The following is a 20,992-nucleotide window of genomic DNA, read 5'->3' on the forward strand; positions in this document are numbered from 1 at the left end:
CGTCCGACGCGCGACCGGAAGCCCATGGCGACGATCGGACGATCGGGTTAAGCGCACGGCATGACGGAGATGAACTGGACGATCGCGGTGCATGGCGGCGCGGGCCGCCTGACGCGCGACACGCTGACGCCCGAACAGGATGCGGGCGCGCGGGCGGGGCTGGCGGCGGCGATCGATGCGGGCGCGGCGATCCTCGCCCGCGACGGCTCGGCGCTCGACGCGGTCGAGGCGGCGGTGCGCGTGCTGGAGGACGATCCCCGCTTCAACGCCGGGCGCGGTGCGGTGCTGACGCATGCGGGCGCCATCGAACTCGACGCCGCCATCATGGACGGCCGCGACCGGTCGGCGGGCGCGGTGACGGGGGTGACGCGTACGCGCAGCCCGGTGGCACTGGCGCGCGCGGTGATGGCGGACGGACGCCACGTCTTCCTGGCGGGCGCGGCGGCGGACGTCTTCGCCGACGACCAGGGTCTGGACCGCGCCGCCCCCGGCTGGTTCGAGACCGACGAGCGTCGCCGCCAGCATGCCGAACTGATCGCGGGCGGTGGCGACGGCTTCGACGTCGACATGAAATACGGCACCGTCGGCGCGGTGGCGCGCGATGCCGCGGGGCATCTGGCGGCGGCGACCTCGACCGGCGGCGTGACCGGCAAGCGCTGGGGCCGGATCGGCGATTCGCCCGTGATCGGTGCGGGGACCTGGGCGGACGATCGGTCGGTCGCGGTGTCGTGCACCGGGTCGGGCGAATATTTCCTGCGCGTGGGCGTCGGGCACGAGATCGATGCGCGGGTACGGCTGGCAGGCGCGACGCTGGCCGCGGCGACCGATGCGGTGCTGGCGGAGGTCGAGGCGCTCGGCGGCACCGGCGGCGCGATTGTCGTCGGGCGCGAGGGCCCGGCGCACTGGGCGTTCACGACGCCGGGGATGAACCGGGGGATGGTGTCGGCCGGTGGGGCGGCGGTGGTGGCGATCTACGGGGATGAGTGCGGGTAAGAGGCGGATCGGAAGAATGGCGAGAAATGGGTGGAAAGCAGTCGTTCAACGCAAAGCGTAGAGGATCAACCCGAGGGCTACGGCGATCAGTAGCAGCGTTCCAAAAACTGCCGTGATCCAAGCGGCAACCCACCCATGACGTTCGTCCACGACTTTAATTACGTCTTCGACCAGACCAAATAACATGACGTCCATGCGGCGAGCTTACGCGCGTAAGGAGTTTGCGCAAGTGGACGGAAGCGGCTGCACCTACTTGCTGGAAGCGCCGCACTAGAGCCGCGCGGCAACCCCGCCATTGATGACATTGCGTACTTTACAAACTCTCGTAGCCGAGGTTCAGCACGAAGGCGAATGTGAGGGCCGCGCCGATCCCAGCCAGCACGCCTACAATGGCTAAGCCGCGACGCTGCATTCGGAGATCGCGTCAAGCACTATAGAGGCAATAGATAGGGTTATTGCAAGAAGCAGGGCTGTCCCCAGGACAAGGAGGTCGGCGGACCTCACTCCGGCTTTTCCAGGGACTTAAGTTTTGCCTTTTGCATAATTCAAACCCATCGTTATGGACGGCGCAACCGACGAAAGTAATTCGACTGCTGCCGAAGCCGGACAATCACGGCGCATAAGGCGGGGTACAGGATCAACCCGGTAATCGCGAGACGCCGCCAAAGCTCTGACCAGCCGATATCGTCCTGTAGGCGAGTGTAGTAAGCGGCCCCAATCAGCGCACCCATAACGACGGGCCACATCAAAGCCGCCCGTTTGAGCGTAGAGCGCATTGTCACTCCAGCTTTTCAAGCATCGGCTTCGTGAGCCGTTCCTTGGGCGTTGACCTGTCGGCGGACGGAAAGATCATCTGCATACGACGATTATGCCGGTCTCAACGAACGTTTGCAATCGAGGTGCGACCCAAAGGCGCGGGAATGGCAAGAGTTGGGCGCAGCAGCCAATTCGACGCTGTCCTACAAACGATGATCCATGCCACGTCCGGGCCATGCTACCATCAGTCGGCCACTCAGCTACCACCCCACCAATCAGGCTAAGCCATTCTTTTCACACGAAGTGGAAAAGTGCATGGCACGCCTCCACTTCCTCCACTTCCGCGGCCATCCGGGCACCCGCGTCCCGCCGATCGCGGCCGGCGGCGACCCATGGTATCGGTCTGTCCTACACATTCCGTTCCGTGCCATATCGGCGGCATGTCGCATCATCCCGTCCCCGCCGCCCGCCGCCAGCGCTTCGCATCCGCCTTGCGGGAGGTGATTCCGGGCGGGACGTGGCGTGTGGTTCGTCCACTTCCGCGCATTTGGATGACCCGAATCGGCGCCCGCCTCGCCGCCGCCACGCTTGCGGCACTCTCCCTCGCGACCCCCGCCAGCGCCTATTGGGAATATGGCCACCAGACGATCGCGCAGATCGCGATGGCGAACGTTACGCCCAGAACCAAGACGGCGGTGCGGCGGTTGCTCGCGCGGTCGGCGGTGCTCGACACGCCGACCTGTCCGGCGACGACGATCGAGGACGCCAGCGTCTGGGCGGATTGCGTCAAGCCGCTCAAGGGCGCGGACGGCAAGTCGCGGTTCGGCTATGCCTATGGCTGGCATTTCCAGGACGTGGAGATCTGCCGGCCCTTCACGCTGGCCGACGCGTGCAAGGACGGCAACTGCGTGTCCGCGCAGATCACCCGCGACGTCGCGACGCTGCGCGACCGGCGCGCGGCGACGAAGGACAAGGTACAGGCGCTGGTCTTCCTGATCCATTTCGTCGGCGATCTGCACCAGCCGCTGCATGCGGGCGAGAAGGCGGACCAGGGCGGCAACAAGGTCGCGGCCGCCTACGGCATCTACGAACCCAAGCGCTTCAACCTGCATTCGATCTGGGACGGTCCGCTGGCCGAGCGCGCCGCGACCAGCGGGCCGTCGCTGGTCCGGCGCTTTCCGGTGTCGATGCGGGCGAAGGTGGCGGCGGGGACCGTCACGGACTGGAGCCGCGAAAGCTGGCAGGTCGCGCACGACAGCGCCTATGCCAGCGCGCTGCACGGCGATCCATGCGGTCCGACGCCGGCGCATGTGACGCTGAGCGACGCGGATATCGCCGCGCTGGTGCCGGTGGCGCGGCTGGAGATCGAGCGTGGCGGCTTAAGGCTCGCGAAGGAACTGGACCGGGCGCTGGGGTAATCCCTCTCCCTTCGGGAAGAGGGAAGGAGCAGCGAAGCTGCGGAAGGGTGAGGGCGATTGGAATGCGATGCGCGTCGCCCTCACCCTTCCCATTCGGCTGCGCCGAGCGGGCCCCTCCCTCTCCCAAAGGGAGGGGGAGATCAGCTCAGTTCACTACCACCGTCACCGCGCGGCGGTTCTGGGCCCAGCTCTCCTCGTCGGATCCGGTCGCGACCGGGCGTTCCTTGCCGTAGCTGATGGTGGAAATCCGCGACGGCGAGACGCCGCGGGCGGCCAGATAGTTCTTCGCCGCATTGGCGCGCCGGTCGCCCAGCGCGAGGTTGTATTCGCGCGTGCCGCGTTCGTCGCAATTGCCCTCGACCGTGATCCGGACGTTCGGATATCTCGCGAGCCACGTCGCCTGCCCGTCCAGGATCGCACGCGCGGTCGGATCGATGTCGGACAGGTCGACCCCGAACAGCACGGTGTCGCTCTGCACCGACCGGCGGAAGTCCGCCGCCGATCCCGGGACGACCGCACCGTCGACCGAACCGCCGCGATCGGCGGGTGGAGGCGTATAGGGTCCCTGCGTGTCGGTCGGCGCGGGAGGCAACATCTCGGGCCGCTTCTTCGAACACGCGCCCGTCGCGATCAGCGCGGCGACCAGCAACGTCGCGGCCGGCAATCGGTTGAGATTGGACATGAACACTCTCCAGCAGTTGAAAATCTCTGTCCCCCCCAACGCTCCTTAGCAGCAATCAGGGGCGAAGCGGACCCCAGGCGGGATCCGAGCCGTCGAGCGGCGTCGGGATATGACGTTCGTTGACCCCGGTCAGGTCGACCGAGCGAAGCGTCTCGTGCCCGCCACCGCCCTGGCCCGACCGGAAGAAGGCGATGACGCGGCCGTTGGCGGACCAGGTCGGCCCCTCGTCCTGCCAGTCGTCGGTCAGCAGTTTCTCGGCACCGCCATCGGGGTTCATGATGCCGATGCGGAACTTGCCGGCGATGCGGGTGTACGCGATCAGATCGCCGCGCGGGCTCCAGACCGGCGTCGCATAGCGCCCCCCGCCGAAGCTGATGCGGTGCTGGTTCGATCCGTCCGCGTTCATCACGTACAATTGCTGCCCGCCCGACCGGTCGCTTTCGAACACGATCCGCGATCCGTCGGGCGAATAGCTGCCGCCGGTATCGATCCCGGGCGAATGGGTCAGCCGCTGCGGCGCGCCACCGCTGGCCGATACGCGGTAGATGTTGGTGCTGCCCGACTGCGCCATCGAGAACAGGATATAGCGGCCGTCGGGCGAGAAGCGCGGCGCGAAGGTCAGACTCTGGTTCTCGACGACCTTGCGCTGCCGCCCCGATCCGATGTCGTAGACATAGATGGCGGGGCGATCGTTCACGTAGCTCATATACACGATCGACTGCTGGTTCGGCGCGAAGCGCGGGGTCAGGACGATCGCCTGGCCGTTGGTCAGGAAGCGGTGATTGGCCCCGTCCTGGTCCATGATCGCCAGCTTCTTGGTGCGGTGCGCCTTGGGGCCGGTCTCGGACACATAGACGATGCGGCTGTCGAAATACGGGCCTTCGCCGGTCAGCCGCTGGTACACCATGTCGGCGCATTTATGCCCCGCCCGCCGCCAGTCGGACGGCGATACGACGAAGCCGGCGCGCGTCAGTTCGGCCTTGGCGAACACGTCGTAGAGATAGCAGCCGACCGTCAGCGTCCCGTCGCCGTTGGCACGGACGAACCCCTGGACCAGCGCTTGCGCGCCCGATGCGCTCCAACCGTCGAACGCGGGCTGGGTGACGTCGGAATAGGCGACCGGGTGAAGCTGGCCGGGCGCGAGCGGGCTGAACAGGCCCGAGCCCTTCAGGTCGTTGGTGACGATTTCTGCCAGTTGCCGCCCGAGCGCATCGGTGCCGCCCGCCGGGGTGTCGACGGATGCGTTGGTCGGCATCGGCGGGATCGCGATCGGCATCGGCGCGGAGATGCCGCCGGTGACGGAGACCTCGAGTGGCGGCGGCGTCTGGCCGGGGGCGGGCGGCTGGGCGGGGGCCGCGGCGGTCTGCGCGAGCGCAGGGGTGGCTGCGGTGAGCAACAGCGGAAGGAGTTTGGCGAGACGGTGCATTGGCATCCTCATTATCCTATCGTCTCGGTGGGCGCTGGACCGCTCGCCATTCCCCAGCCCGGCGAAGGCCGGGGCCAGTTGCCGAGGTTTGTGGAAGGAAGCGGAACATTTGCCACGGCTGTCCCGCAACTGGGCCCCGGCCTTCGCCGGGGTGGGTATGAAAGAATGGCCAAACCGACCAATCCCATCATCGCAGCTGCCATTTGTAATTGATGTTGTTCCACCCGCCCGCCGGTGTCGAATAATATTCGCTTGGCAGCTTCAGTGGTGAACAGCCCTTGAACGCGGCGATGCCGATATCGGCGATCTGCTGGACATAGCGTTCGTTGCCCTCGACATTCTGGCGGCGGACGATGCTGGGCGTCGCGGCGAGCGTGCCGTCGGGGTTGAGCCGCAGGTTGAAGGTCACGATGACCTGCTTCGCGTCGTCGGGAATGCCGCCATTGGATTGCCGATCCGCGCAGGGCTGGATTTGCCGTGCGATCGCCGCCTGGATCGAGGCGAGCGCACGGCCGTCGATCTTGGCGGCGACGGGGGCGGGCGATTGGCTTTTCGAGGGCTTGTCGGACAGGCCCTTGAGGAAATCGTCGCCGAGCAGCGAGCCGCGCGGGCGGCTCGTCTTTGCGGCGACCTCGCTGCCGGTGCCCTTCGCAGCAGGCTTGCCGTTCGAGGAGGGCGAAGAGGCGCTCGCCTTGGCCGGTGTCGGCTTAGCGGGTGCCGTCTTCGCGACGGCCTTCTCCGCCGCGGCAGGTTCGGGTCGAGGCTTCTTGACCGGCGCAGGTTTCGCGGCCGCGACGGGTTTCGGCGCAGGAGCGGGTTTCGCGACCGGCTTGGGGGGCGCGGGCTTGGGTTTGGGCGGCGCAGGCTTCGGAACGGGCGACGCGGGTTTCGGCTCGGGTTCGGGCTGCGCATCCTCGGTCGCTTCGGGCGGCGCGGCGTCTTCGGGCGCGCCGCGATCGGGCGCGATCGAGGGGGCGGGGGGTTCGACGGCTTTCGGAGCGGCGGATTGCAGCGCGACGTCCTTGACCAGGCTGACCTCGAGCGATTGCTGCTGCACCGGCGTCGGGATCGGCACGGAGAAGAACCGCGCGGACAGCAGCGCGAAGAGCAGCGCGTGCCCCGCGACCGCTATGCCTAGACCGATCCGTTCGGTGCGGTCCATCAGCGAGCCGCGGCCCCGCTGCCTTCCACCGTCACCAGCGAGACGCGGTTGAGCCCGGCATGGTTCAGCTCGCCCATCACGCGCATCACCCGTCCGTAATCGAGCGCACGGTCGGCACGCAGGAAGATCTGCGGCGGCTGACCGACCGCTCGACTGCCGGCGATCTGCGCCAGTCGATCGGGCAGCGCCGCGTCGGATATCTCGTCCTTGTCGACGAACAGGCGTCCCTGGCCGTCGATCGAGATTTCGGTCGGCTTGGCATCCTGGTCGAGCGGCTTCGCGCGACTGTCGGGCAGCTGCACCGGGACGCCCGCGGTCAACAGCGGGGCGGTGACCATGAAGATGATCAGCAGCACCAGCATCACGTCGACCAGCGGCGTGACGTTGATGTCCGCCATCGGCGCACGCCGGCCGCGCGACCGCTGCGAGGGAAGCATAGGCATACTTAAATTCCTCCCCGTTCACGGGGAGGGGGACCAGCGAAGCTGGTGGAGGGGGTTCTCCACGAGCGTTTCGGTTGCTGCACGCCCCCTCCACCACGCCGCTCTGCGGCGCGGTCCCCCTCCCCGCCAGCGGGGAGGAATTGGATCGGTCCGCTCATCGTGTGCCATCCAGCTGACGGCTGAGCGTCGTGTGAAACCCATCGGCGAAGCGGGTCAGGCTCGCCTCGATCCGGTTGATGCCGTGGCTGAAGCGGTTGTACGCGATGACCGCAGGGATCGCGGCGAACAGCCCGATCGCCGTCGCGAATAGCGCCTCCGCGATGCCGGGCGCTACGACGGCGAGCGATGTGTTCTGCGCGCTGGCGATGCCGGTGAACGCGCGCATGATCCCCCAGACGGTGCCGAACAGCCCGACGAACGGTGCGACCGAGCCGACCGTCGCCAGCACGTTCAGCCGGTCGGACAATCGGTCGATCTCGCTCGCGACCGCGGCCCCCATCGTCGTCGCGAGCCGCTCGCGCGTGCCCGCCTTGTCGATCGCACCGCTGCCGGTCGAGCGCCGCCATTCGCCGACGCCGGCGGCGAAGACCTTGACCGAAGGCAATTCCTTCTCGCCCTTCTCTTTGTAGAAGGCATCAATATCCTCCGCCTTCCAGAAATCGCGTTCGAATATCGCCATGCCGCGCCGGGTGCGGCCGATCCGGAACGCGAACGCGACGATGATCGACCAGGTCCAGACGCTGGCGATCAGCAGCCCGATCATCACCGCCTTCACCACCCAGTCGGCCTGGAGGAACAAGGCGATCGGCGACAGCGATCCCGCGTCGAGATTGAGGGCGGCGTTCATTTGTTGCTCCCGTGAGCGGCCAGGCGGTGATAGGATGCGGTCCAGCCGTACGGCCGGCGGTGGGGTCGTCCGTCGATCGTGTCCGACGGCGGGTGTTGCGGCAATCCCCGCTCGGCTCGGTCGAAGCGCTCTTCGACGGGCTGATCGATGCCGGCGTGCGTCATGGCGGCGGCTGTTAACCCAAGCGCAGCGGCGAAGGAACCCCGGTGACGCTTGCGTCGGCTGCGCAAATGCTGCGAAAGCCTGTCCGGGACTTGCCGGGGCAGAGCCGGGGGGAAGAGCGAATGACCAGAAGCCTGACCGGCATCGCCGGTATCGCCGTGATCCTGCTGATCGCCTGTGCGCTGTCGACCGACCGCCGCGCGATCCGCCTCCGCGTGGTCGGTGCCGCGTTCGCACTGCAGGCGGGGATCGCGGTGCTGGTGCTCTACGCGCCCTGGGGACGCGCGGTTCTCGCTTTCCTGTCGGGCGGGGTTGCCGATCTGCTCGGCTATGCCAATGCCGGCACCAGTTTCCTGTTCGGCGCGCTGGCGGCCGATCCGCTGGGGCACAATTTCGCGATCCAGGCGCTGCCCGTCATCATCTTCTTCGCTGCGCTCGTCTCGATCCTCTACCATGTCGGCATCATGCAACTCATCGTCCGCTGGCTGGGCGGCGCGATCGAGCGGGTGATCGGCGTGTCGAAGGTCGAATCGCTGTGCGCGGCGGCCAACATCTTCGTCGGCCAAAGCGAATCGCCGCTCGTCATTCGCCCGTATCTGGCCGGACTGACGCCCGCGCAGCTGTTCACCGTCATGACCAGCGGGATGGCGGGCGTCGCGGGGACGATCCTCGCCGCCTATGCATCGATGGGCATCCGCATCGAATATCTCCTTGCCGCGAGCTTCATGGCGGCCCCCGGCGGCATCCTGATGGCGAAGATCATCATGCCCGACCGCGTATTGCCGCCCGACGGCGAACTGCCGCTCGGCGACCTGCCGGGCGAGGGCGAGCAGATCGCGATCGCCGAGGCCAGCCACGACGAGGAGAAACCCGCCAACATCATCATGGCCGCCGCGCAGGGCGCGCAGACCGGCGTGAAGCTGGCGGTGGCGGTCGGTGCGATGGTCCTGGCGTTCGTCGCGCTCGTCGCGCTGGCGAACGGGCTGCTGGGGGGCCTGGGCAATTTGGTCGGACTGCCCGGGCTGAGCTTCCAGGGGCTGCTCGGCTATGTGTTCAAGCCGGTGATGTTCCTGCTGAACGTGCCATGGAACGAGGCGGGGATCGCCGGCGGGTTGTTCGGCGAGAAGATCGTGCTGAACGAATTCGTCGCCTATATCGATCTGGGCAAGCAGACCGCGATGCTGTCGCCGCGCACCGTCGCGGTCGTGACGTTCGCGCTGTGCGGCTTCGCTAATTTCTCGTCGATCGCGATCCAGATGGCGGTGACGGGCAGCCTCGCCCCCAACCAGCGGCCGATGATCGCGAAGCTCGGCCTGCGTGCGCTGGCGGCGGGAAGCCTGGCGAACCTGATGTCCGCGGCGCTGGCGGGGTTGCTGATCGGTTGACGTCAGACGAGGAGTACGTGATCCCCGTAAGGAGCAAGGCGACGATCGTGCGTTACCAAAAGGTAGCCGTCGGACATGGCGATCGACACGAGTAGTCGATCGAAAGGATCGCCGTGATGCTGTTCCAAGCGTTCGACCATCGTCAGATGACGGGGTTCGATCGGCAGGATCGTGAACGCAGCTTCTTCAAATTCTGCCTGCGCATCCGCCAGGGTCAGACCGATCGGGTCCCGAACGACGCGGCCGAGATTGTTCTTCAGGGCAATTTCCCAAAGGCTGGCTATGCTGAGGGTGACAGGCATGGTCTGCCCTACGATCAACGTGGTTGCCTGGTCGGACAGCTTTGACGACCCCAGGACTGCCCACAGCGCAATGTGCGTGTCGAGCAGAAGCCTCACTGATCTGACATATGATCGAATAGCTTCGCGACATCATCGTCGAGCGCCAAAAAGGCGTCCTCGTCGAAGTTGAACTTGCCCTTCGCCAGTCCCAATCTCACGCGTCGTGCCGGTCGTACAGGCACCAACATCGCCGCCGGACGGCCATTACGTGCGATCGTGATCTCCGTCTCCGCTCCCGACTCGATCGCGTCGACCAGTTTCGAAAGCTGGGTCTTGGCCTCATGCATATTGATATGCTGCATCGCGATCAACTCCGCTTAGTCCAAGTTAGCTAAGCGACTTCGCGGAAGGCGTCAAGCGCGGGCGGCATGAACGCCGCCCGCGCTCGATCGGTCAGGGCATCATGACCGTGTCGATGACGTGGATCACGCCGTTAGACTGGTACACGTTAGCGATCGTGATCTTGCCCATATCCCCCTTGCCGTCCATGATCATCAGGCCGCCCATCGCCTTCTTGAACATCAGCGGCTCGCCCTGCACCGTGGTGTAGGTGGCAGTCCCGCCGTGCAGTTTCGCATTGGCCAGGATGTCCTTCGCGGTGATGCGGCCGGGGACGACGTGATAGGTCAGGATACCGGTGAGCGTGGCCTTGTTCTCCGGCTTTACCAGCGTGTCGACGGTGCCCGCGGGCAGCTTCGCGAACGCGGCGTTGGTCGGCGCGAACACCGTGAACGGACCCGTGCCCGACAGCGTGTCGACCAGGTCGGCGGCCTTCACCGCAGCGACCAACGTCGTGTGATCCTTGGAATTGACGGCGTTCTCGACGATGTTCTTCGTTGGGTACATGGCGGCACCGCCGACCATCGGGTCCTTCATCTGGGCGCTGACGCTGCCCGCGGCGATCAGGGCGGCGGCGGCGACAGTACTGCGAATGAATGTCGACATGAATTCTCTCCTTCGGCGATATCGATTGTGATATCCGAGCGGGAGATACGGTCGATCCGGTCCGAACGACGCAAGCCTCGACATGTCGATCGTCGAGAAACTTTATCCAAGATAACCCGAGATGATCCAGCGACGCGTGACGGTCGACCGGACCAGCGCATGGCCGCATGTCCGGCAACGGGCACGCTGAACGTGCGGATCGGCGGGATCGGCATGACGGCCGCACACCCGGTGCCCCGCCGCCAGACAGGCGTTTTCGCTGCACCCCATCGCCACTGCTCCACCGGCCCATACGGCATTGCGATAGGAGAGAGGTTGTGCCGCGATGTGTCGCGGATGTGCCGGATTGTCGCGAAATGTCGCAGCCGTCAGCGTGTCGGCACGGGCACCGCGCCGGAATAATCGTAGAAGCCGCGCTTCGTCTTGCGACCGAACCAGCCGGCCTCGACATATTTCACCAGCAGCGGCGCGGGGCGGAATTTGGGGTCGCCCGTCCCCTCGAACAGCACGCGGGTGATTTCCAGGCACGTATCGAGTCCGATGAAATCCGCCAGCGTCAGCGGGCCCATCGGATGGTTGAGGCCCAATTGGCAGGCGAGATCGATGTCCTGCATGGTCGCAACGCCTTCGCCCAGCGCGAAGCACGCCTCGTTCAGCATCGGCATCAACACGCGGTTGACGATGAACCCCGGCGCATCGTTCGCACGCACCACCTGTTTGCCGAGCGCCTTCGCATAATCCTCGACCGCGGCGACGGTCGCGTCGGCCGTGGCGAGGCCGCGGATCAGTTCGATCAACCCCATCACCGGTACGGGGTTGAAGAAATGCACCCCCATGAAGCGCGCGGGATCGGGTGCGCCCTGCGCCAGCCGCGTGATCGGGATCGAGGACGTGTTCGACGCGAGGATCGCGTCCTCCCCCAGCACCTTGCCGACGTCGGCGAAGATCGCGCGCTTGATGGCTTCGCGCTCGGTCGCCGCCTCGATCACCAGCGCGCAGTCGCCCATCGCCGCGACGCTACCGACGGGTTCGATCGAAGCGAGCGCAGCGTCGCGGTCATCCTCGGCGATCTTCTCCTTGTCGACCAGCCGCGCGAGCGCCTTGGCGATCCCCGCCTTGCCCGCCTCGGCCCGGTCCAGCGCGACGTCCGCCAGCAGCACGCGAAAGCCCGCCTGCGCGGAGACCTGCGCGATCCCCGCGCCCATCTGCCCCGCCCCGATCACGCCTATCGTCTGCATCGTCCCGCTCCGTTCCGTATGTTCGCGCGTTCCATAGCCCGACCGATCGACGCGTCTAGGGCGCGGGTCGTTCGGCCTGCGCTTCCGCCAGATACACCGCGAAGTGATCCTCCGGGTCGGTCCAGTGCGCGATCGGGGTCCAGCCACCGCTGCGCAGCAGGATGCGCGCATCGCGGGGGCCGTATTTATGGCTGTTCTCGGTATGGATCGTCTCCCCGGCCGTGATCGAGAAGCGGCGACCGTCGACGTCGAACGATACGTCGCGCTGTGTCATCAGGTGCATCTCGATCCGCGCGCGGTCGTCGTTCCACACCGCCTCGTGGCGGAACGAGTCGACGGGAATTGTCCCGTCCAGTTCGCGGTTGATCCGTTCCAGCAGATTAAGGTTGAACGCCGCGGTGACGCCGGCGGCGTCGTCATAGGCGGAGACGAGGACGTCCGCATCCTTGATCCGATCCATCCCGATCAGCAGCAGCGCGCCTTCGCCGAGCGATCCGCGCATCGCGCGCAGCAGATCGACCGCCATCAGCGGGGTCATGTTGCCGATCGTCGAGCCGGGGAAGAAGCCTAGCTTCGGCGTGGTCGCGATCGTGCGCGGCAGGGTCAGCGGGTGCATGAAGTCCGCCTCGAACGGCAGCACGAGCAGTGCGGGGAATGCCGCCGACAATATGCGTGACGATTCGCGCAGGAAATCGCCCGAGATGTCGATGGGGACATAGGCCGATGGACGAACCGCGCGAAGCAGGATCGGAGTCTTGGTCGACGATCCCGAGCCGAATTCGACGACCGCGCGGCCTTCGCCGGCAAGCGCCGCAATCTCCGGTGCGATCCGTTCGAGGATCGCGATCTCGGTGCGGGTCGGATAATATTCGGGCAGGTCGGTGATCGCCTCGAACAGTTCGGACCCCCGCCGATCGTAGAACCAGCGCGCCGGGATCGCGCGCGGGCGGCGGGTCAGCCCGGCAAGGACGTCCGCACGAAAGGCGGGGTCGGCGAAACTGCGAGTCCCGTCCTCGATCTCCGGCTTCAGCATCAAAGATCCTTTGCGAGGCGGACGCCGGTGAACTGCCAGCGTTGGTGGGGATAGAAGAAATTGCGGTAGCTGGCACGGGCATGGCCGCGCGGCGTCGCACAGGAGCCGCCGCGAAGGACGAACTGTCCGCTCATGAACTTGCCGTTATACTCGCCGACCGCCCCTTCGGCGGCACGGAAGCCCGGATAGGGGCGATAGGCGCTGCCCGTCCATTGCCAGACATCGCCGAAAAACGCCGGTGCGGCGACGGCGGGGCGAGGTTCCACCGGGCCGGCTTCGTCGAGTTGGTTGCCGCCCGCCGGATCATATCCGGCGGCCGCGGTCTCCCATTCGAATTCGGTCGGCAGGCGCACCCCCGCCCAGCTGGCATAGGCATCCGCCTCGAAGAAGCTGACATGCGTGACGGGGGCCGCGGGGTCGATCGCCCGGCGACCGTCGAGCCCGAAGCGAGTCCAGCCGTCGTCCCGTTCTTCCCAGTATAGCGGTGCCGCAATAGCTTCTGCCTTCACCCACGCCCAGCCGTCGGCGAGCCAATGGCGCGCTTCGCGGTAGCCGCCATCGGCGATGAACGCCGCCCATTCGCCATTGGTGACCGTGCGGTCGGCGATGGCGTGGGGCAGGAGCAGCGTGTCGTGGCGCGGCCCTTCGCAATCGAACGCGAAATCCGCCCGCTCGGTATCCCCGTCATGGCCGATCCCGACGATGCCGCCGGCATGTTCGATCCAGCCGACGGGACCGGGCATCGCCACCGGTACCTTGCGCGCCGGCGGCCAGATCGCCGGTTCGATGGGATTTTCGCCGAACAGATGCAGCATGTCGGTGATCAGCAATTCCTGATGCTGTTCCTCGTGATGACAGCCAAGCGCGACCAGTTCGTGTGCCGCGACCGGCAGCCCGGGCAACGCGCGCAGCAGCGCGGCATCGACCGCGGCGCGGTAGCCCCGCACTTCGTCCAGCGTGGGGCGGGTGACCATGCCGCGCCGATCGCGCGCGTGGCGGCGGCCTTCCGCCTCGTAATAGCTGTTGAACAGGAACGGAAAGCGTTCGTCGTGAAGCACGTAGCCGGGCAAATAGTCGCGCAATATGAAGGTTTCGAAGAACCAGGTCGTATGCGCCAGATGCCATTTGGTCGGCGAGGCGTCGGGCATCGACTGCCCGGTGGCATCCGCATCCGACAGGGGTGCGGCAAGCGCGAGCGACAGTCCGCGCACCTTGGCAAAGCGGTCGGCGAGCGCCGACGACAAGGCGGGCATTGGCTTCAGCATCGACGGACCCCTGTATGGCGACGCCTCTACCCCGAGGAACGCCAACCTTTACCGGGCGATAGCAATCAGCGCGCAGCCCCCGGAACCCATAGAACGTCGCCCCCCGCCTTTTTGTTCACGAAGCGTGCGGCGACGAACAGGAAATCGGAAAGGCGGTTGAGATAGGTTAGCGCCTGCGGGTTGAGCGCCGGGTCGACCGCGACCGCGCTCCGCTCCGCCCTGCGGACGATGGCGCGCGCGAGGTGCAGCGACGAAGCGCCGGCCGTGCCCGACGGCAGGACGAAACTGCGCAGCGGTTCCATCGCGTCGTTCATCGCATCGATCTCGCGCTCCAGCCGCGCCGGCTGTGCGGGAACGATTCGCAGCACCATGTCGGACGGCGTGAAATCCTCGCCCGGCGTCGCGATATCCGCGCCGAGGTCGAACAGGTCGTTCTGAATTTGCAGCAGCGCCGCGACGATCGGATCGTTTCCGAGTGCGGAGATCGCGACGCCGATCGCGCTGTTCGCCTCGTCGACATCGCCGATCGCCGCCATCCGCGGATCGGCCTTCGATACGCGGCTGCCGTCGACGAGGCCGGTCGTGCCGCCGTCGCCGGTCCGGGTATAGATTTTCGTCAGCCTGACCAATTCAGGTGCGACCCGCGGCGAACAGGATGACGACGACGATCAGGATCGCGATCGCCTGGAAGAAGATGCGCTGCTGCATCATCCGGTTCGATTTCAGCGACGCCTGGCTCGGGCCGGTGCCCTTCACCTGCGCGGTCGATTCCTGGAGGAACGCGATGATCCCGCGAACGAGCGCCACGACGGTCGCCAGCATCGCCGCGATCAGGAGGATGATGAGGAGCGTATTCATACGTCGGATGTAGGCACTGCCATGTCCGCCCGCAATCGATCCGCGAGCGCACGACCGTCCGTTCCGGTAACACGCATTGCCGCAAGCGTCGGTGCGCCGTCGCGCTTGGCGAGGCGCTTGCCGTCCGCGCCCAGCGTCAGCGCGTGATGATGCCAGCGCGGCACCGGCAGATCGAGCAAGGCCTGAAGCAGTCGGTGGACATGCGTCGCGTCGAACAGGTCCTGGCCGCGCACCACGTCGGTCACGCCCTGCGCGGCATCGTCGGTCACGACCGCGATATGGTAGCTCGTTCCCGCATCCTTGCGTGCCAGCACGACGTCACCCTGCGCGACCGGATCAGCGACGATGGTCCGGCCGTGATCGCTCCAGTCGAGCGGCCCCGCCAGCGCGACCGCACGCGCCATGTCGATCCGCCAGCCATGCGGTCGGCCGAGATCGGGCGCGACCAAACCGCGGCACGACCCGGGATAGACGGGCAGGGCCCCATGCGGTGCGTGTGCGCTCGCCGCGATCTCGGCACGGGTGCAGAAACAGGGATAGACGAGATCCATCGCCCGCAGCCGATCGAGCGCCGCGACGTAGAGCGGCAGCCGCTGCGACTGGAACAGCACCGGCCCGTCCCAGGCCAGGCCGAGCCAGGTCAGGTCGGCGAGGATCGATTCGACATGTACCGCCCGGCTGCGCGTTCGATCGATATCCTCGATCCGAACGAGGAACCGGCCCCCCGCCGCCCGCGCCAGATCGTGCGCGCGGATCGCGGACACCGCGTGGCCGAGGTGCAATTGTCCGGTGGGGCTGGGTGCGAAGCGGGTCACGATCACACCTGCGCACCCCATTTGGCGACGAAACGAGCCTTGACCGCGAATCGTCCGCCGTGCTGTCATGGCAGCGTCATCCGGCTGCGTCATTGGCTGCGTCGGCACTGTTGCTGGGAGGAGTCGTGTTTCATCCCGATCTGATCCGCCATCCGGACGGCTGCCCCGCACTCGTCCTCAATGCCGATTATACCCCGCTTTCCTATTACCCCTTGAGCGTGTGGCCCTGGCAGACCGCGGTCAAGGCGGTGTTCCTCGACCGTGTCGACATCGTCGCGCATTACGAGCGCGAAGTGCGAAGCGCGTCGTCGTCGATGAAGCTGCCGTCGGTCATCGCGCTCAAGCAGTTCGTGCGGCCGTCGCAATTCCCGGCCTTTACAAGGTTCAACCTGTTCCTGCGCGACCGGTTCACCTGCCAATATTGCGGTCACCCCGGCGAACTGACCTTCGATCACGTCGTGCCGCGGGCGCAAGGGGGGCGTACCACCTGGGAGAATGTCGTCACCGCCTGCGCGCCGTGCAATCTGAAGAAGGGCGGACGTACGCCCAAACAAGCGACGATGCCGCTTCACCTCGAACCGATCCGTCCGACGAGCTGGCAATTGCAGGAACATGGCAAGCGCTTCCCGCCGCACTATCTCCATGGTAGCTGGCATGACTGGCTCTATTGGGATGTCGAGCTGGAGGCGTGATGCGCCTGGCGGGTGACGGGGGCAGGAATGCGGTGGACGATCGGTGCGATGACGGCGGCGGCGATCATGCTGGCTGCCTGTGGGCCCTCGAAGCAGGAAAAGCGCGCGATCGCGGATGCCAGGGCGGCGAATTTCATCCCTCCTTCGGTTACCTCGCGGGCCGATTTCGGCATCTCGGTCGATCGCCGGTTCCACGCCCTGGACCGCAACGGCGACAATTTCATCACCCCCGACGAGATGCCGGCGAAGAACCGGGCGCGGCTGATGTCGTTCGACAAGGACGGCGACGGCAAGGTCAGCGCGATCGAATTCAGCGACGGCCAGCTGGCGCGGTTCGACCGCGACGATCTGAACCATGACGGTACGGTGACGTCGGAGGAACATCAGGCGGCACGTGCCGGGGCCGCCCCCGCCCCCACGGGGACGTCCGCGGTTCCCTGACGCGGCGCTCCGATCGACGAAAGCGCGGTTGACGAGGGCGCGCGATTGACGAGGGCGCGAAAGCCGGTAGCCTTGCCGGACATGAACACCCAACCGCCTGCGATCCCGCGTTCGCTCTTCGCCCTCTCGATCTTCTACGGCGGCATGGTCTGCATCGCGGGGGTGCTGGGGAACAAGCAGGTGTCGCTCGGTCCGGTCTCGGCGATCGGGCCGGTCGTCGGGCTCGGTCCGCTGGCGATCGAGGCGGGGATCTTCGCGTTCCTGCTGCTGGTGGTGGTGTCGAGTGCGGTCGCCGAACTGCACGGCGCTGCGACGGCCAACCGGCTGGTGCGGTTCGGTTTCGTCCCGCTGATCGTGTCGATCCTGTTGTCGCTGGTCATCCTGGCCATCCCCGCCGCGCCCGACATGGCCCCCGATCGCCGCGACGCATTCGCGCTGATGATGGGGGGCACGCCGCGCATCTGGGTCGGCGGGATCATCTCCTACGGCATCTCGCAGACATTGAACGTGTCGGTCTTCACCTGGCTGAAGGGGCGCGAGGGGTCGCAACTGCTGTGGCTCCGCGCCGGGATCGCCAGCGTGCTGAGCCAGATCGTCGACACGCTGCTGTTCGTCTCGATCGCGTTTCTGGGCGTCTTCCCGATCCGCGAATTGCTGCTGGGACAGATGATCGTGAAGGTGCTGCTGTCCGCGGTGCTGGTGCCGCCGCTGATCTATGCGTTCGTGGCGCTCGGGCGGCGGCTGGATCGCGGATGACCGTCTTTCGTCATCCCGGGCTCGTCCCGGGATCCAGAGCCCGGCGGGCGTCGCGGCCCCGGATGCCGGGACGAGCCCGGCATGACGGTAGATAGCGGGCTCGCCTTCCACTCCCCCCGCACTCCCGCTAAAGCCCCGCGCATGACCGATCACACCCCGAGCGCGCGGTTGCTGGCGAAGGCGCAGACGCTGACGGAGGCGCTGCCTTATCTCCAGCGTTATGCAGGGGCCACCTTCGTCGTGAAATATGGCGGGCACGCGATGGGCGATCCGGCGCTGCAGCGTGGGTTCGCGAATGACGTCGTGCTGCTGAAACAGGTCGGGATCAACCCCGTCGTGGTCCATGGCGGCGGCCCCCAGATCGGGTCGATGCTGAAGCGGCTCGGCGTCGAATCGCAATTCGTGAATGGCTTGCGCGTCACCGATGCGGAGACCGCGCACATCGCCGAAATGGTCCTGGCGGGATCGATCAACAAGGAAATCGTCGGCTGGATCGGCCGGGCGGGCGGGCGCGCGGTCGGCATTTCGGGCAAGGACGCGGGGCTGGTCCAGGCCGAGAAGGTCGGGCGCTCCGATCCCGATCGTCTGCAGGGAATCGAACGCCACGTCGATCTTGGTTTCGTCGGCGAACCCGTCGCGGTCGATCGGCGGATCATCGACACGCTGTCCGCCGCCGGCATCATCCCCGTCATCGCCCCGATCGCGATCGGGGCGGACGGGCATACCTACAACATCAACGCCGACACGATGGCCGGGGCGATCGCGGTCACGATGCAGGCGTCGCGTTTCTTCCTGCTGACCGATGTCGTCGGCGTGCTGGACAAGCAGGGCGACCTGCTGACCGATCTCGACCCCGCCGCCATCGCGGCGCTGCGCGCGGACGGCACGATCACCGGCGGGATGATCCCCAAGATCGAGACGTGCGTCGCCGCGGTGCAATCGGGCGTCGACGCCGCGGTCATCCTCGACGGCCGCGTGCCGCATGCGATGCTGCTGGAGATCTTCACGTCGGCGGGCGCGGGCACGCTGGTGCATCGCTGAGCCGGATCGGCTAGAGACGGGTTTTCCCGTGGAGTGTATTTCGTGATCCTGCTGCTTCAGATCCTCCAGATCCTGCTCGACGTCGTGTGGTGGGTCATCGTCGTCCAGGCGATCCTGTCCTGGCTGATCGCGTTCAACGTCATCAACACGTCGAACGAGGGCGTGCGAACGATCTGGAACGCGCTGCAGCGGATGACCGACCCGCTCTACCGCCCGATCCGCCGCGTCCTGCCCGATTTCGGCGCGCTCGACCTGTCGCCGCTCGTCGTGCTGATCGTGATCGCGATCCTCGACAAGATCATCCGGGCCGCGATCGTCCAGCAGGTCTATGGCGGAGCGGTCACGGGCTGATCCACGGCACCGGCCCCCGAGTCGCGGGCCTTGTTGTTCCTTATTGCGAACGGAAGTGGACGAACCACACGCTACGTCCGCACCGGAAACACCTCGCGCATGGGTTCGTCGGTGGTTCGTGCTGCGGGGGTGAGGCGAGGGATGCGCCATTGTGCCGCATAGATCACAAGTGACGTTGTGTAGGACAGCCATTTTTCCGTCGTCATCCCGGGCTCGACCCGGGGTCCTGCTTCTTCTTGTCTGCCGAAGAAGCGGGACCCCGGCTGAACGCCGGGGTGACGGTGGTGGGATGGCGTCGCGGGAGTGGGCCCGGGGTGACGCGAGAGGGACCATTGCCGCTAGCGCTCCCACACCGTAGGGGCGCGGGCATGAGTGCTACCATCATCGACGGCAAGGCCTATGCAGCGGCGCTGCGCATCCGCATCGCAGCGGGCGTGGCCGATTTCGCCGAAGCCACCGGCCGCCGTCCGGGCCTGGCGGTCGTGCTGGTCGGCGAGGATCCGGCGTCGTCGGTCTATGTCCGTTCGAAAGGCAAGGCGACCGAGGCGGCGGGGATGATCGGGATCGAACACCGGCTGCCTGCGGACACGTCGCAGGCCGACCTGCTCGCGCTGGTCGCCGCGCTGAACACCGATGCGACGATCGACGGGATCCTCGTCCAGTTGCCGCTGCCCGAGCCTATCGACGAAGCCGCGGTGATCCAGGCGATCGATCCCGACAAGGATGTCGACGGTTTCCACCCCGTGAACGCGGGCCGGCTGGCGACCGGGCTGCCCGGTTTCGTACCCTGCACGCCGCTCGGTTGCCTGATGCTGCTGAAGGACACGCTCGGCGATCTGGCGGGGCGCGACGCGGTGGTGATCGGCCGGTCGAACATCGTCGGCAAGCCGATGGCCGCGCTGCTGACGCAGGCGTCCTGCACCGTCACCGTCGCGCACAGCCGCTCGCGCGACCTGCCGGGCATCGTCGGCCGCGCGGACATCGTCGTCGCGGCGGTGGGACGGGCGAAGATGGTCAAGGGCGACTGGCTGAAACCCGGCGCGACCGTGATCGATGTCGGGATCAACCGGACCGAAGCGGGCCTCGTCGGCGATGTCGATTTCGACGCGGCGCTGGCGGTCGCGGGCGCGATCACACCGGTGCCGGGCGGGGTCGGGCCGATGACGATCGCGGTCCTGCTGCGCAACACGCTCGTCTCCGCCGCGCGGCGCGACGGCCATCCGCTCGATGCGGCTTCGCTGTGATCGAGCTTTATGTTTCGACGCTCATCACCTTCTTCGTAGTGATCGATCCGCCCGGCTGTGCGCCGATCTATGCCGGGCTGTCGTCGGGTGCGTCGTCGACGCAACGGCGCGCGATGGCGTTTCGCGCGGTCGGCGTCGCGTCGGGCATCCTGTTCGTCTTCGCGCTGTTCGGCGAGACGCTTCTGAAGGGGCTCGGCATCAGCCTGTCGTCGTTCCGGATCGCCGGCGGGATCATGTTGTTCCTCATCGCGCTGGAGATGGTGTTCGAACGCCGCACCCAGCGCCGCGAGGACCGTGCCGCGAAGGTCGCGCACGATCATGTCGAGGACGTGTCGATCTTCCCGATGGCGATGCCGATGATCGCGGGGCCGGGATCGATCGCGTCGGCGATGCTGCTGATGAGCCGCAACGATGGGTGGGAGCGGCAGGGCGTGGTCCTGGCCGCGATGGCGACGATCCTGGTGCTGACGCTGATCGCCCTGCTGGCCGCCGGCGCGATGATGCGCGTGCTCGGCACGAAGATCGAGGCGGTCATCACCCGCCTGCTCGGCGTGCTGCTCGCCGCGCTGGCGGTGCAGTTCGTGGTGGACGGCGTGTCGGAGGTCTTGCGGTAGGGGCGTCGTCGTTCCGGGCTTGTCCCGGGATCCAGGGCCTCGAGAACGTCGCGCGCGGCTCTGGATGCCGGGACGAGCCGGGCA

The 20,992-nt window shown here is 66.8% G+C and carries 25 protein-coding genes; 10 read left to right on the top strand and 15 right to left on the bottom strand.

Features of this window, described 5'->3' with window-relative positions; translation table 11 throughout:
* The first annotated feature begins 69 nt into the window (after positions 1-69).
* A complete protein-coding gene (locus tag HUU99_RS02185; protein WP_174285084.1) occupies positions 70-993 on the top strand; it encodes an isoaspartyl peptidase/L-asparaginase family protein in 924 nt (307 codons plus the stop codon).
* 45 nt (positions 994-1,038) lie between these two features.
* Here HUU99_RS02185 and HUU99_RS02190 read toward each other — a convergent pair whose 3' ends face one another.
* Positions 1,039-1,188, bottom strand: coding sequence for a hypothetical protein (locus HUU99_RS02190; protein ID WP_174284936.1), 150 nt, complete (start codon positions 1,186-1,188; stop codon positions 1,039-1,041).
* A 1,112-nt stretch (positions 1,189-2,300) separates the two neighbouring features.
* On the opposite strand from HUU99_RS02190, the gene HUU99_RS02195 reads away from it, so the two are divergent.
* Positions 2,301-3,167, top strand: a complete 867-nt coding sequence (locus tag HUU99_RS02195; RefSeq protein WP_174284937.1) for a S1/P1 nuclease — start codon at positions 2,301-2,303, stop codon at positions 3,165-3,167.
* 145 nt (positions 3,168-3,312) lie between these two features.
* Here the strand turns inward: HUU99_RS02195 and pal are convergent, their stop codons facing one another.
* The 5 genes from pal to tolQ all read right to left on the bottom strand — a co-directional run bounded on the left by pal (position 3,313) and on the right by tolQ (position 7,727).
* Positions 3,313-3,849, bottom strand: coding sequence for a peptidoglycan-associated lipoprotein Pal (gene pal, locus HUU99_RS02200; protein ID WP_174284938.1), 537 nt, complete (start codon positions 3,847-3,849; stop codon positions 3,313-3,315).
* 55 nt (positions 3,850-3,904) lie between these two features.
* Entirely contained in the window at positions 3,905-5,281 is a 1,377-nt protein-coding gene (gene tolB, locus HUU99_RS02205; RefSeq protein WP_254602871.1) for a Tol-Pal system beta propeller repeat protein TolB, read from the bottom strand.
* Positions 5,282-5,462: 181 nt separating this feature from the next.
* Positions 5,463-6,437 (bottom strand): cell envelope biogenesis protein TolA, encoded by a 975-nt coding sequence (locus HUU99_RS02210; RefSeq protein ID WP_174284939.1) that lies wholly within the window; start codon positions 6,435-6,437, stop codon positions 5,463-5,465.
* The gene (tolR, locus tag HUU99_RS02215) at positions 6,437-6,880 is read right to left on the bottom strand and encodes a protein TolR (RefSeq protein ID WP_174284940.1); all 444 of its coding nucleotides are present in this window, start codon (positions 6,878-6,880) and stop codon (positions 6,437-6,439) included. Before tolR ends, HUU99_RS02210 begins: the two co-directional genes overlap by 1 nt.
* A gap of 154 nt (positions 6,881-7,034) precedes the next feature.
* Positions 7,035-7,727 carry a protein TolQ gene (gene tolQ / locus HUU99_RS02220; RefSeq protein ID WP_174284941.1) on the bottom strand — a complete coding sequence of 231 codons (693 nt, stop codon included), beginning with the start codon at positions 7,725-7,727 and terminating at the stop codon, positions 7,035-7,037.
* Between the two features lie 284 nt (positions 7,728-8,011).
* Here tolQ and HUU99_RS02225 point away from each other — a divergent pair, with 284 nt between their 5' ends.
* Positions 8,012-9,274 carry a NupC/NupG family nucleoside CNT transporter gene (locus HUU99_RS02225; RefSeq protein ID WP_174284942.1) on the top strand — a complete coding sequence of 421 codons (1,263 nt, stop codon included), beginning with the start codon at positions 8,012-8,014 and terminating at the stop codon, positions 9,272-9,274.
* Positions 9,275-9,276: 2 nt separating this feature from the next.
* Here HUU99_RS02225 and HUU99_RS02230 read toward each other — a convergent pair whose 3' ends face one another.
* From HUU99_RS02230 to gluQRS, 9 genes are all read right to left on the bottom strand, one after another.
* Complete coding sequence (locus tag HUU99_RS02230; protein WP_174284943.1) at positions 9,277-9,672, bottom strand: type II toxin-antitoxin system VapC family toxin; 396 nt, start codon at positions 9,670-9,672, stop codon at positions 9,277-9,279.
* Positions 9,669-9,917, bottom strand: coding sequence for a type II toxin-antitoxin system Phd/YefM family antitoxin (locus HUU99_RS02235; RefSeq protein WP_174284944.1), 249 nt, complete (start codon positions 9,915-9,917; stop codon positions 9,669-9,671). Before HUU99_RS02235 ends, HUU99_RS02230 begins: the two co-directional genes overlap by 4 nt.
* Before the next feature lie 91 nt (positions 9,918-10,008).
* On the bottom strand, positions 10,009-10,560 hold the full coding sequence (locus HUU99_RS02240; RefSeq protein ID WP_174284945.1) for a fasciclin domain-containing protein: 552 nt from the start codon (positions 10,558-10,560) through the stop codon (positions 10,009-10,011).
* Positions 10,561-10,928: 368 nt separating this feature from the next.
* A complete protein-coding gene (locus HUU99_RS02245; protein ID WP_174284946.1) occupies positions 10,929-11,798 on the bottom strand; it encodes a 3-hydroxybutyryl-CoA dehydrogenase in 870 nt (289 codons plus the stop codon).
* Between the two features lie 55 nt (positions 11,799-11,853).
* A complete protein-coding gene (gene egtD, locus HUU99_RS02250) occupies positions 11,854-12,831 on the bottom strand; it encodes an L-histidine N(alpha)-methyltransferase (RefSeq protein WP_174284947.1) in 978 nt (325 codons plus the stop codon).
* A complete protein-coding gene (gene egtB / locus HUU99_RS02255; protein ID WP_174284948.1) occupies positions 12,831-14,096 on the bottom strand; it encodes an ergothioneine biosynthesis protein EgtB in 1,266 nt (421 codons plus the stop codon). Before egtB ends, egtD begins: the two co-directional genes overlap by 1 nt.
* A gap of 65 nt (positions 14,097-14,161) precedes the next feature.
* Positions 14,162-14,725, bottom strand: a complete 564-nt coding sequence (locus HUU99_RS02260) for a cob(I)yrinic acid a,c-diamide adenosyltransferase (RefSeq protein WP_174284949.1) — start codon at positions 14,723-14,725, stop codon at positions 14,162-14,164.
* Position 14,726: 1 nt separating this feature from the next.
* Complete coding sequence (locus HUU99_RS02265) at positions 14,727-14,954, bottom strand: twin transmembrane helix small protein (protein ID WP_174284950.1); 228 nt, start codon at positions 14,952-14,954, stop codon at positions 14,727-14,729.
* Entirely contained in the window at positions 14,951-15,790 is an 840-nt protein-coding gene (gluQRS, locus tag HUU99_RS02270; protein WP_174284951.1) for a tRNA glutamyl-Q(34) synthetase GluQRS, read from the bottom strand. The genes HUU99_RS02265 and gluQRS overlap by 4 nt, the downstream gene beginning before the upstream one ends.
* Before the next feature lie 104 nt (positions 15,791-15,894).
* On the opposite strand from gluQRS, the gene HUU99_RS02275 reads away from it, so the two are divergent.
* From HUU99_RS02275 to HUU99_RS02305, 7 genes are all read left to right on the top strand, one after another.
* Complete coding sequence (locus tag HUU99_RS02275) at positions 15,895-16,461, top strand: HNH endonuclease (RefSeq protein ID WP_174284952.1); 567 nt, start codon at positions 15,895-15,897, stop codon at positions 16,459-16,461.
* A gap of 27 nt (positions 16,462-16,488) precedes the next feature.
* Positions 16,489-16,902 carry a hypothetical protein gene (locus HUU99_RS02280; RefSeq protein WP_174284953.1) on the top strand — a complete coding sequence of 138 codons (414 nt, stop codon included), beginning with the start codon at positions 16,489-16,491 and terminating at the stop codon, positions 16,900-16,902.
* A gap of 81 nt (positions 16,903-16,983) precedes the next feature.
* Entirely contained in the window at positions 16,984-17,658 is a 675-nt protein-coding gene (locus HUU99_RS02285) for a queuosine precursor transporter (protein WP_174284954.1), read from the top strand.
* Between the two features lie 141 nt (positions 17,659-17,799).
* Positions 17,800-18,699 (top strand): acetylglutamate kinase, encoded by a 900-nt coding sequence (argB, locus tag HUU99_RS02290; RefSeq protein ID WP_174284955.1) that lies wholly within the window; start codon positions 17,800-17,802, stop codon positions 18,697-18,699.
* A 42-nt stretch (positions 18,700-18,741) separates the two neighbouring features.
* On the top strand, positions 18,742-19,050 hold the full coding sequence (locus tag HUU99_RS02295) for a YggT family protein (protein ID WP_174284956.1): 309 nt from the start codon (positions 18,742-18,744) through the stop codon (positions 19,048-19,050).
* Between the two features lie 368 nt (positions 19,051-19,418).
* Complete coding sequence (gene folD / locus HUU99_RS02300; protein WP_174284957.1) at positions 19,419-20,294, top strand: bifunctional methylenetetrahydrofolate dehydrogenase/methenyltetrahydrofolate cyclohydrolase FolD; 876 nt, start codon at positions 19,419-19,421, stop codon at positions 20,292-20,294.
* Complete coding sequence (locus tag HUU99_RS02305; protein ID WP_174284958.1) at positions 20,291-20,908, top strand: MarC family protein; 618 nt, start codon at positions 20,291-20,293, stop codon at positions 20,906-20,908. The genes folD and HUU99_RS02305 overlap by 4 nt, the downstream gene beginning before the upstream one ends.
* Positions 20,909-20,992 lie beyond the last annotated feature (84 nt).

Source organism: Sphingomonas bacterium, assembly GCF_903642285.1.
In the GTDB taxonomy this organism is placed as follows: Bacteria; Pseudomonadota; Alphaproteobacteria; order Sphingomonadales; family Sphingomonadaceae; genus Sphingomonas.

Coding starts and splice junctions, on each gene's coding strand:
- HUU99_RS02185 (WP_174285084.1), top strand. CDS start 70: ATGAACTGGACGATCGCGGTGCATGGCGGCGCGGGCCGCCTGACGCGC.
- HUU99_RS02190 (WP_174284936.1), bottom strand. CDS start 1,188: ATGGACGTCATGTTATTTGGTCTGGTCGAAGACGTAATTAAAGTCGTG.
- HUU99_RS02195 (WP_174284937.1), top strand. CDS start 2,301: ATGACCCGAATCGGCGCCCGCCTCGCCGCCGCCACGCTTGCGGCACTC.
- pal (WP_174284938.1), bottom strand. CDS start 3,849: ATGTCCAATCTCAACCGATTGCCGGCCGCGACGTTGCTGGTCGCCGCG.
- tolB (WP_254602871.1), bottom strand. CDS start 5,281: ATGCCAATGCACCGTCTCGCCAAACTCCTTCCGCTGTTGCTCACCGCA.
- HUU99_RS02210 (WP_174284939.1), bottom strand. CDS start 6,437: ATGGACCGCACCGAACGGATCGGTCTAGGCATAGCGGTCGCGGGGCAC.
- tolR (WP_174284940.1), bottom strand. CDS start 6,880: ATGCCTATGCTTCCCTCGCAGCGGTCGCGCGGCCGGCGTGCGCCGATG.
- tolQ (WP_174284941.1), bottom strand. CDS start 7,727: ATGAACGCCGCCCTCAATCTCGACGCGGGATCGCTGTCGCCGATCGCC.
- HUU99_RS02225 (WP_174284942.1), top strand. CDS start 8,012: ATGACCAGAAGCCTGACCGGCATCGCCGGTATCGCCGTGATCCTGCTG.
- HUU99_RS02235 (WP_174284944.1), bottom strand. CDS start 9,917: ATGCAGCATATCAATATGCATGAGGCCAAGACCCAGCTTTCGAAACTG.
- HUU99_RS02240 (WP_174284945.1), bottom strand. CDS start 10,560: ATGTCGACATTCATTCGCAGTACTGTCGCCGCCGCCGCCCTGATCGCC.
- HUU99_RS02245 (WP_174284946.1), bottom strand. CDS start 11,798: ATGCAGACGATAGGCGTGATCGGGGCGGGGCAGATGGGCGCGGGGATC.
- egtD (WP_174284947.1), bottom strand. CDS start 12,831: ATGCTGAAGCCGGAGATCGAGGACGGGACTCGCAGTTTCGCCGACCCC.
- egtB (WP_174284948.1), bottom strand. CDS start 14,096: ATGCTGAAGCCAATGCCCGCCTTGTCGTCGGCGCTCGCCGACCGCTTT.
- HUU99_RS02265 (WP_174284950.1), bottom strand. CDS start 14,954: ATGAATACGCTCCTCATCATCCTCCTGATCGCGGCGATGCTGGCGACC.
- gluQRS (WP_174284951.1), bottom strand. CDS start 15,790: ATGGGGTGCGCAGGTGTGATCGTGACCCGCTTCGCACCCAGCCCCACC.
- HUU99_RS02280 (WP_174284953.1), top strand. CDS start 16,489: ATGCGGTGGACGATCGGTGCGATGACGGCGGCGGCGATCATGCTGGCT.
- HUU99_RS02285 (WP_174284954.1), top strand. CDS start 16,984: ATGAACACCCAACCGCCTGCGATCCCGCGTTCGCTCTTCGCCCTCTCG.
- argB (WP_174284955.1), top strand. CDS start 17,800: ATGACCGATCACACCCCGAGCGCGCGGTTGCTGGCGAAGGCGCAGACG.
- folD (WP_174284957.1), top strand. CDS start 19,419: ATGAGTGCTACCATCATCGACGGCAAGGCCTATGCAGCGGCGCTGCGC.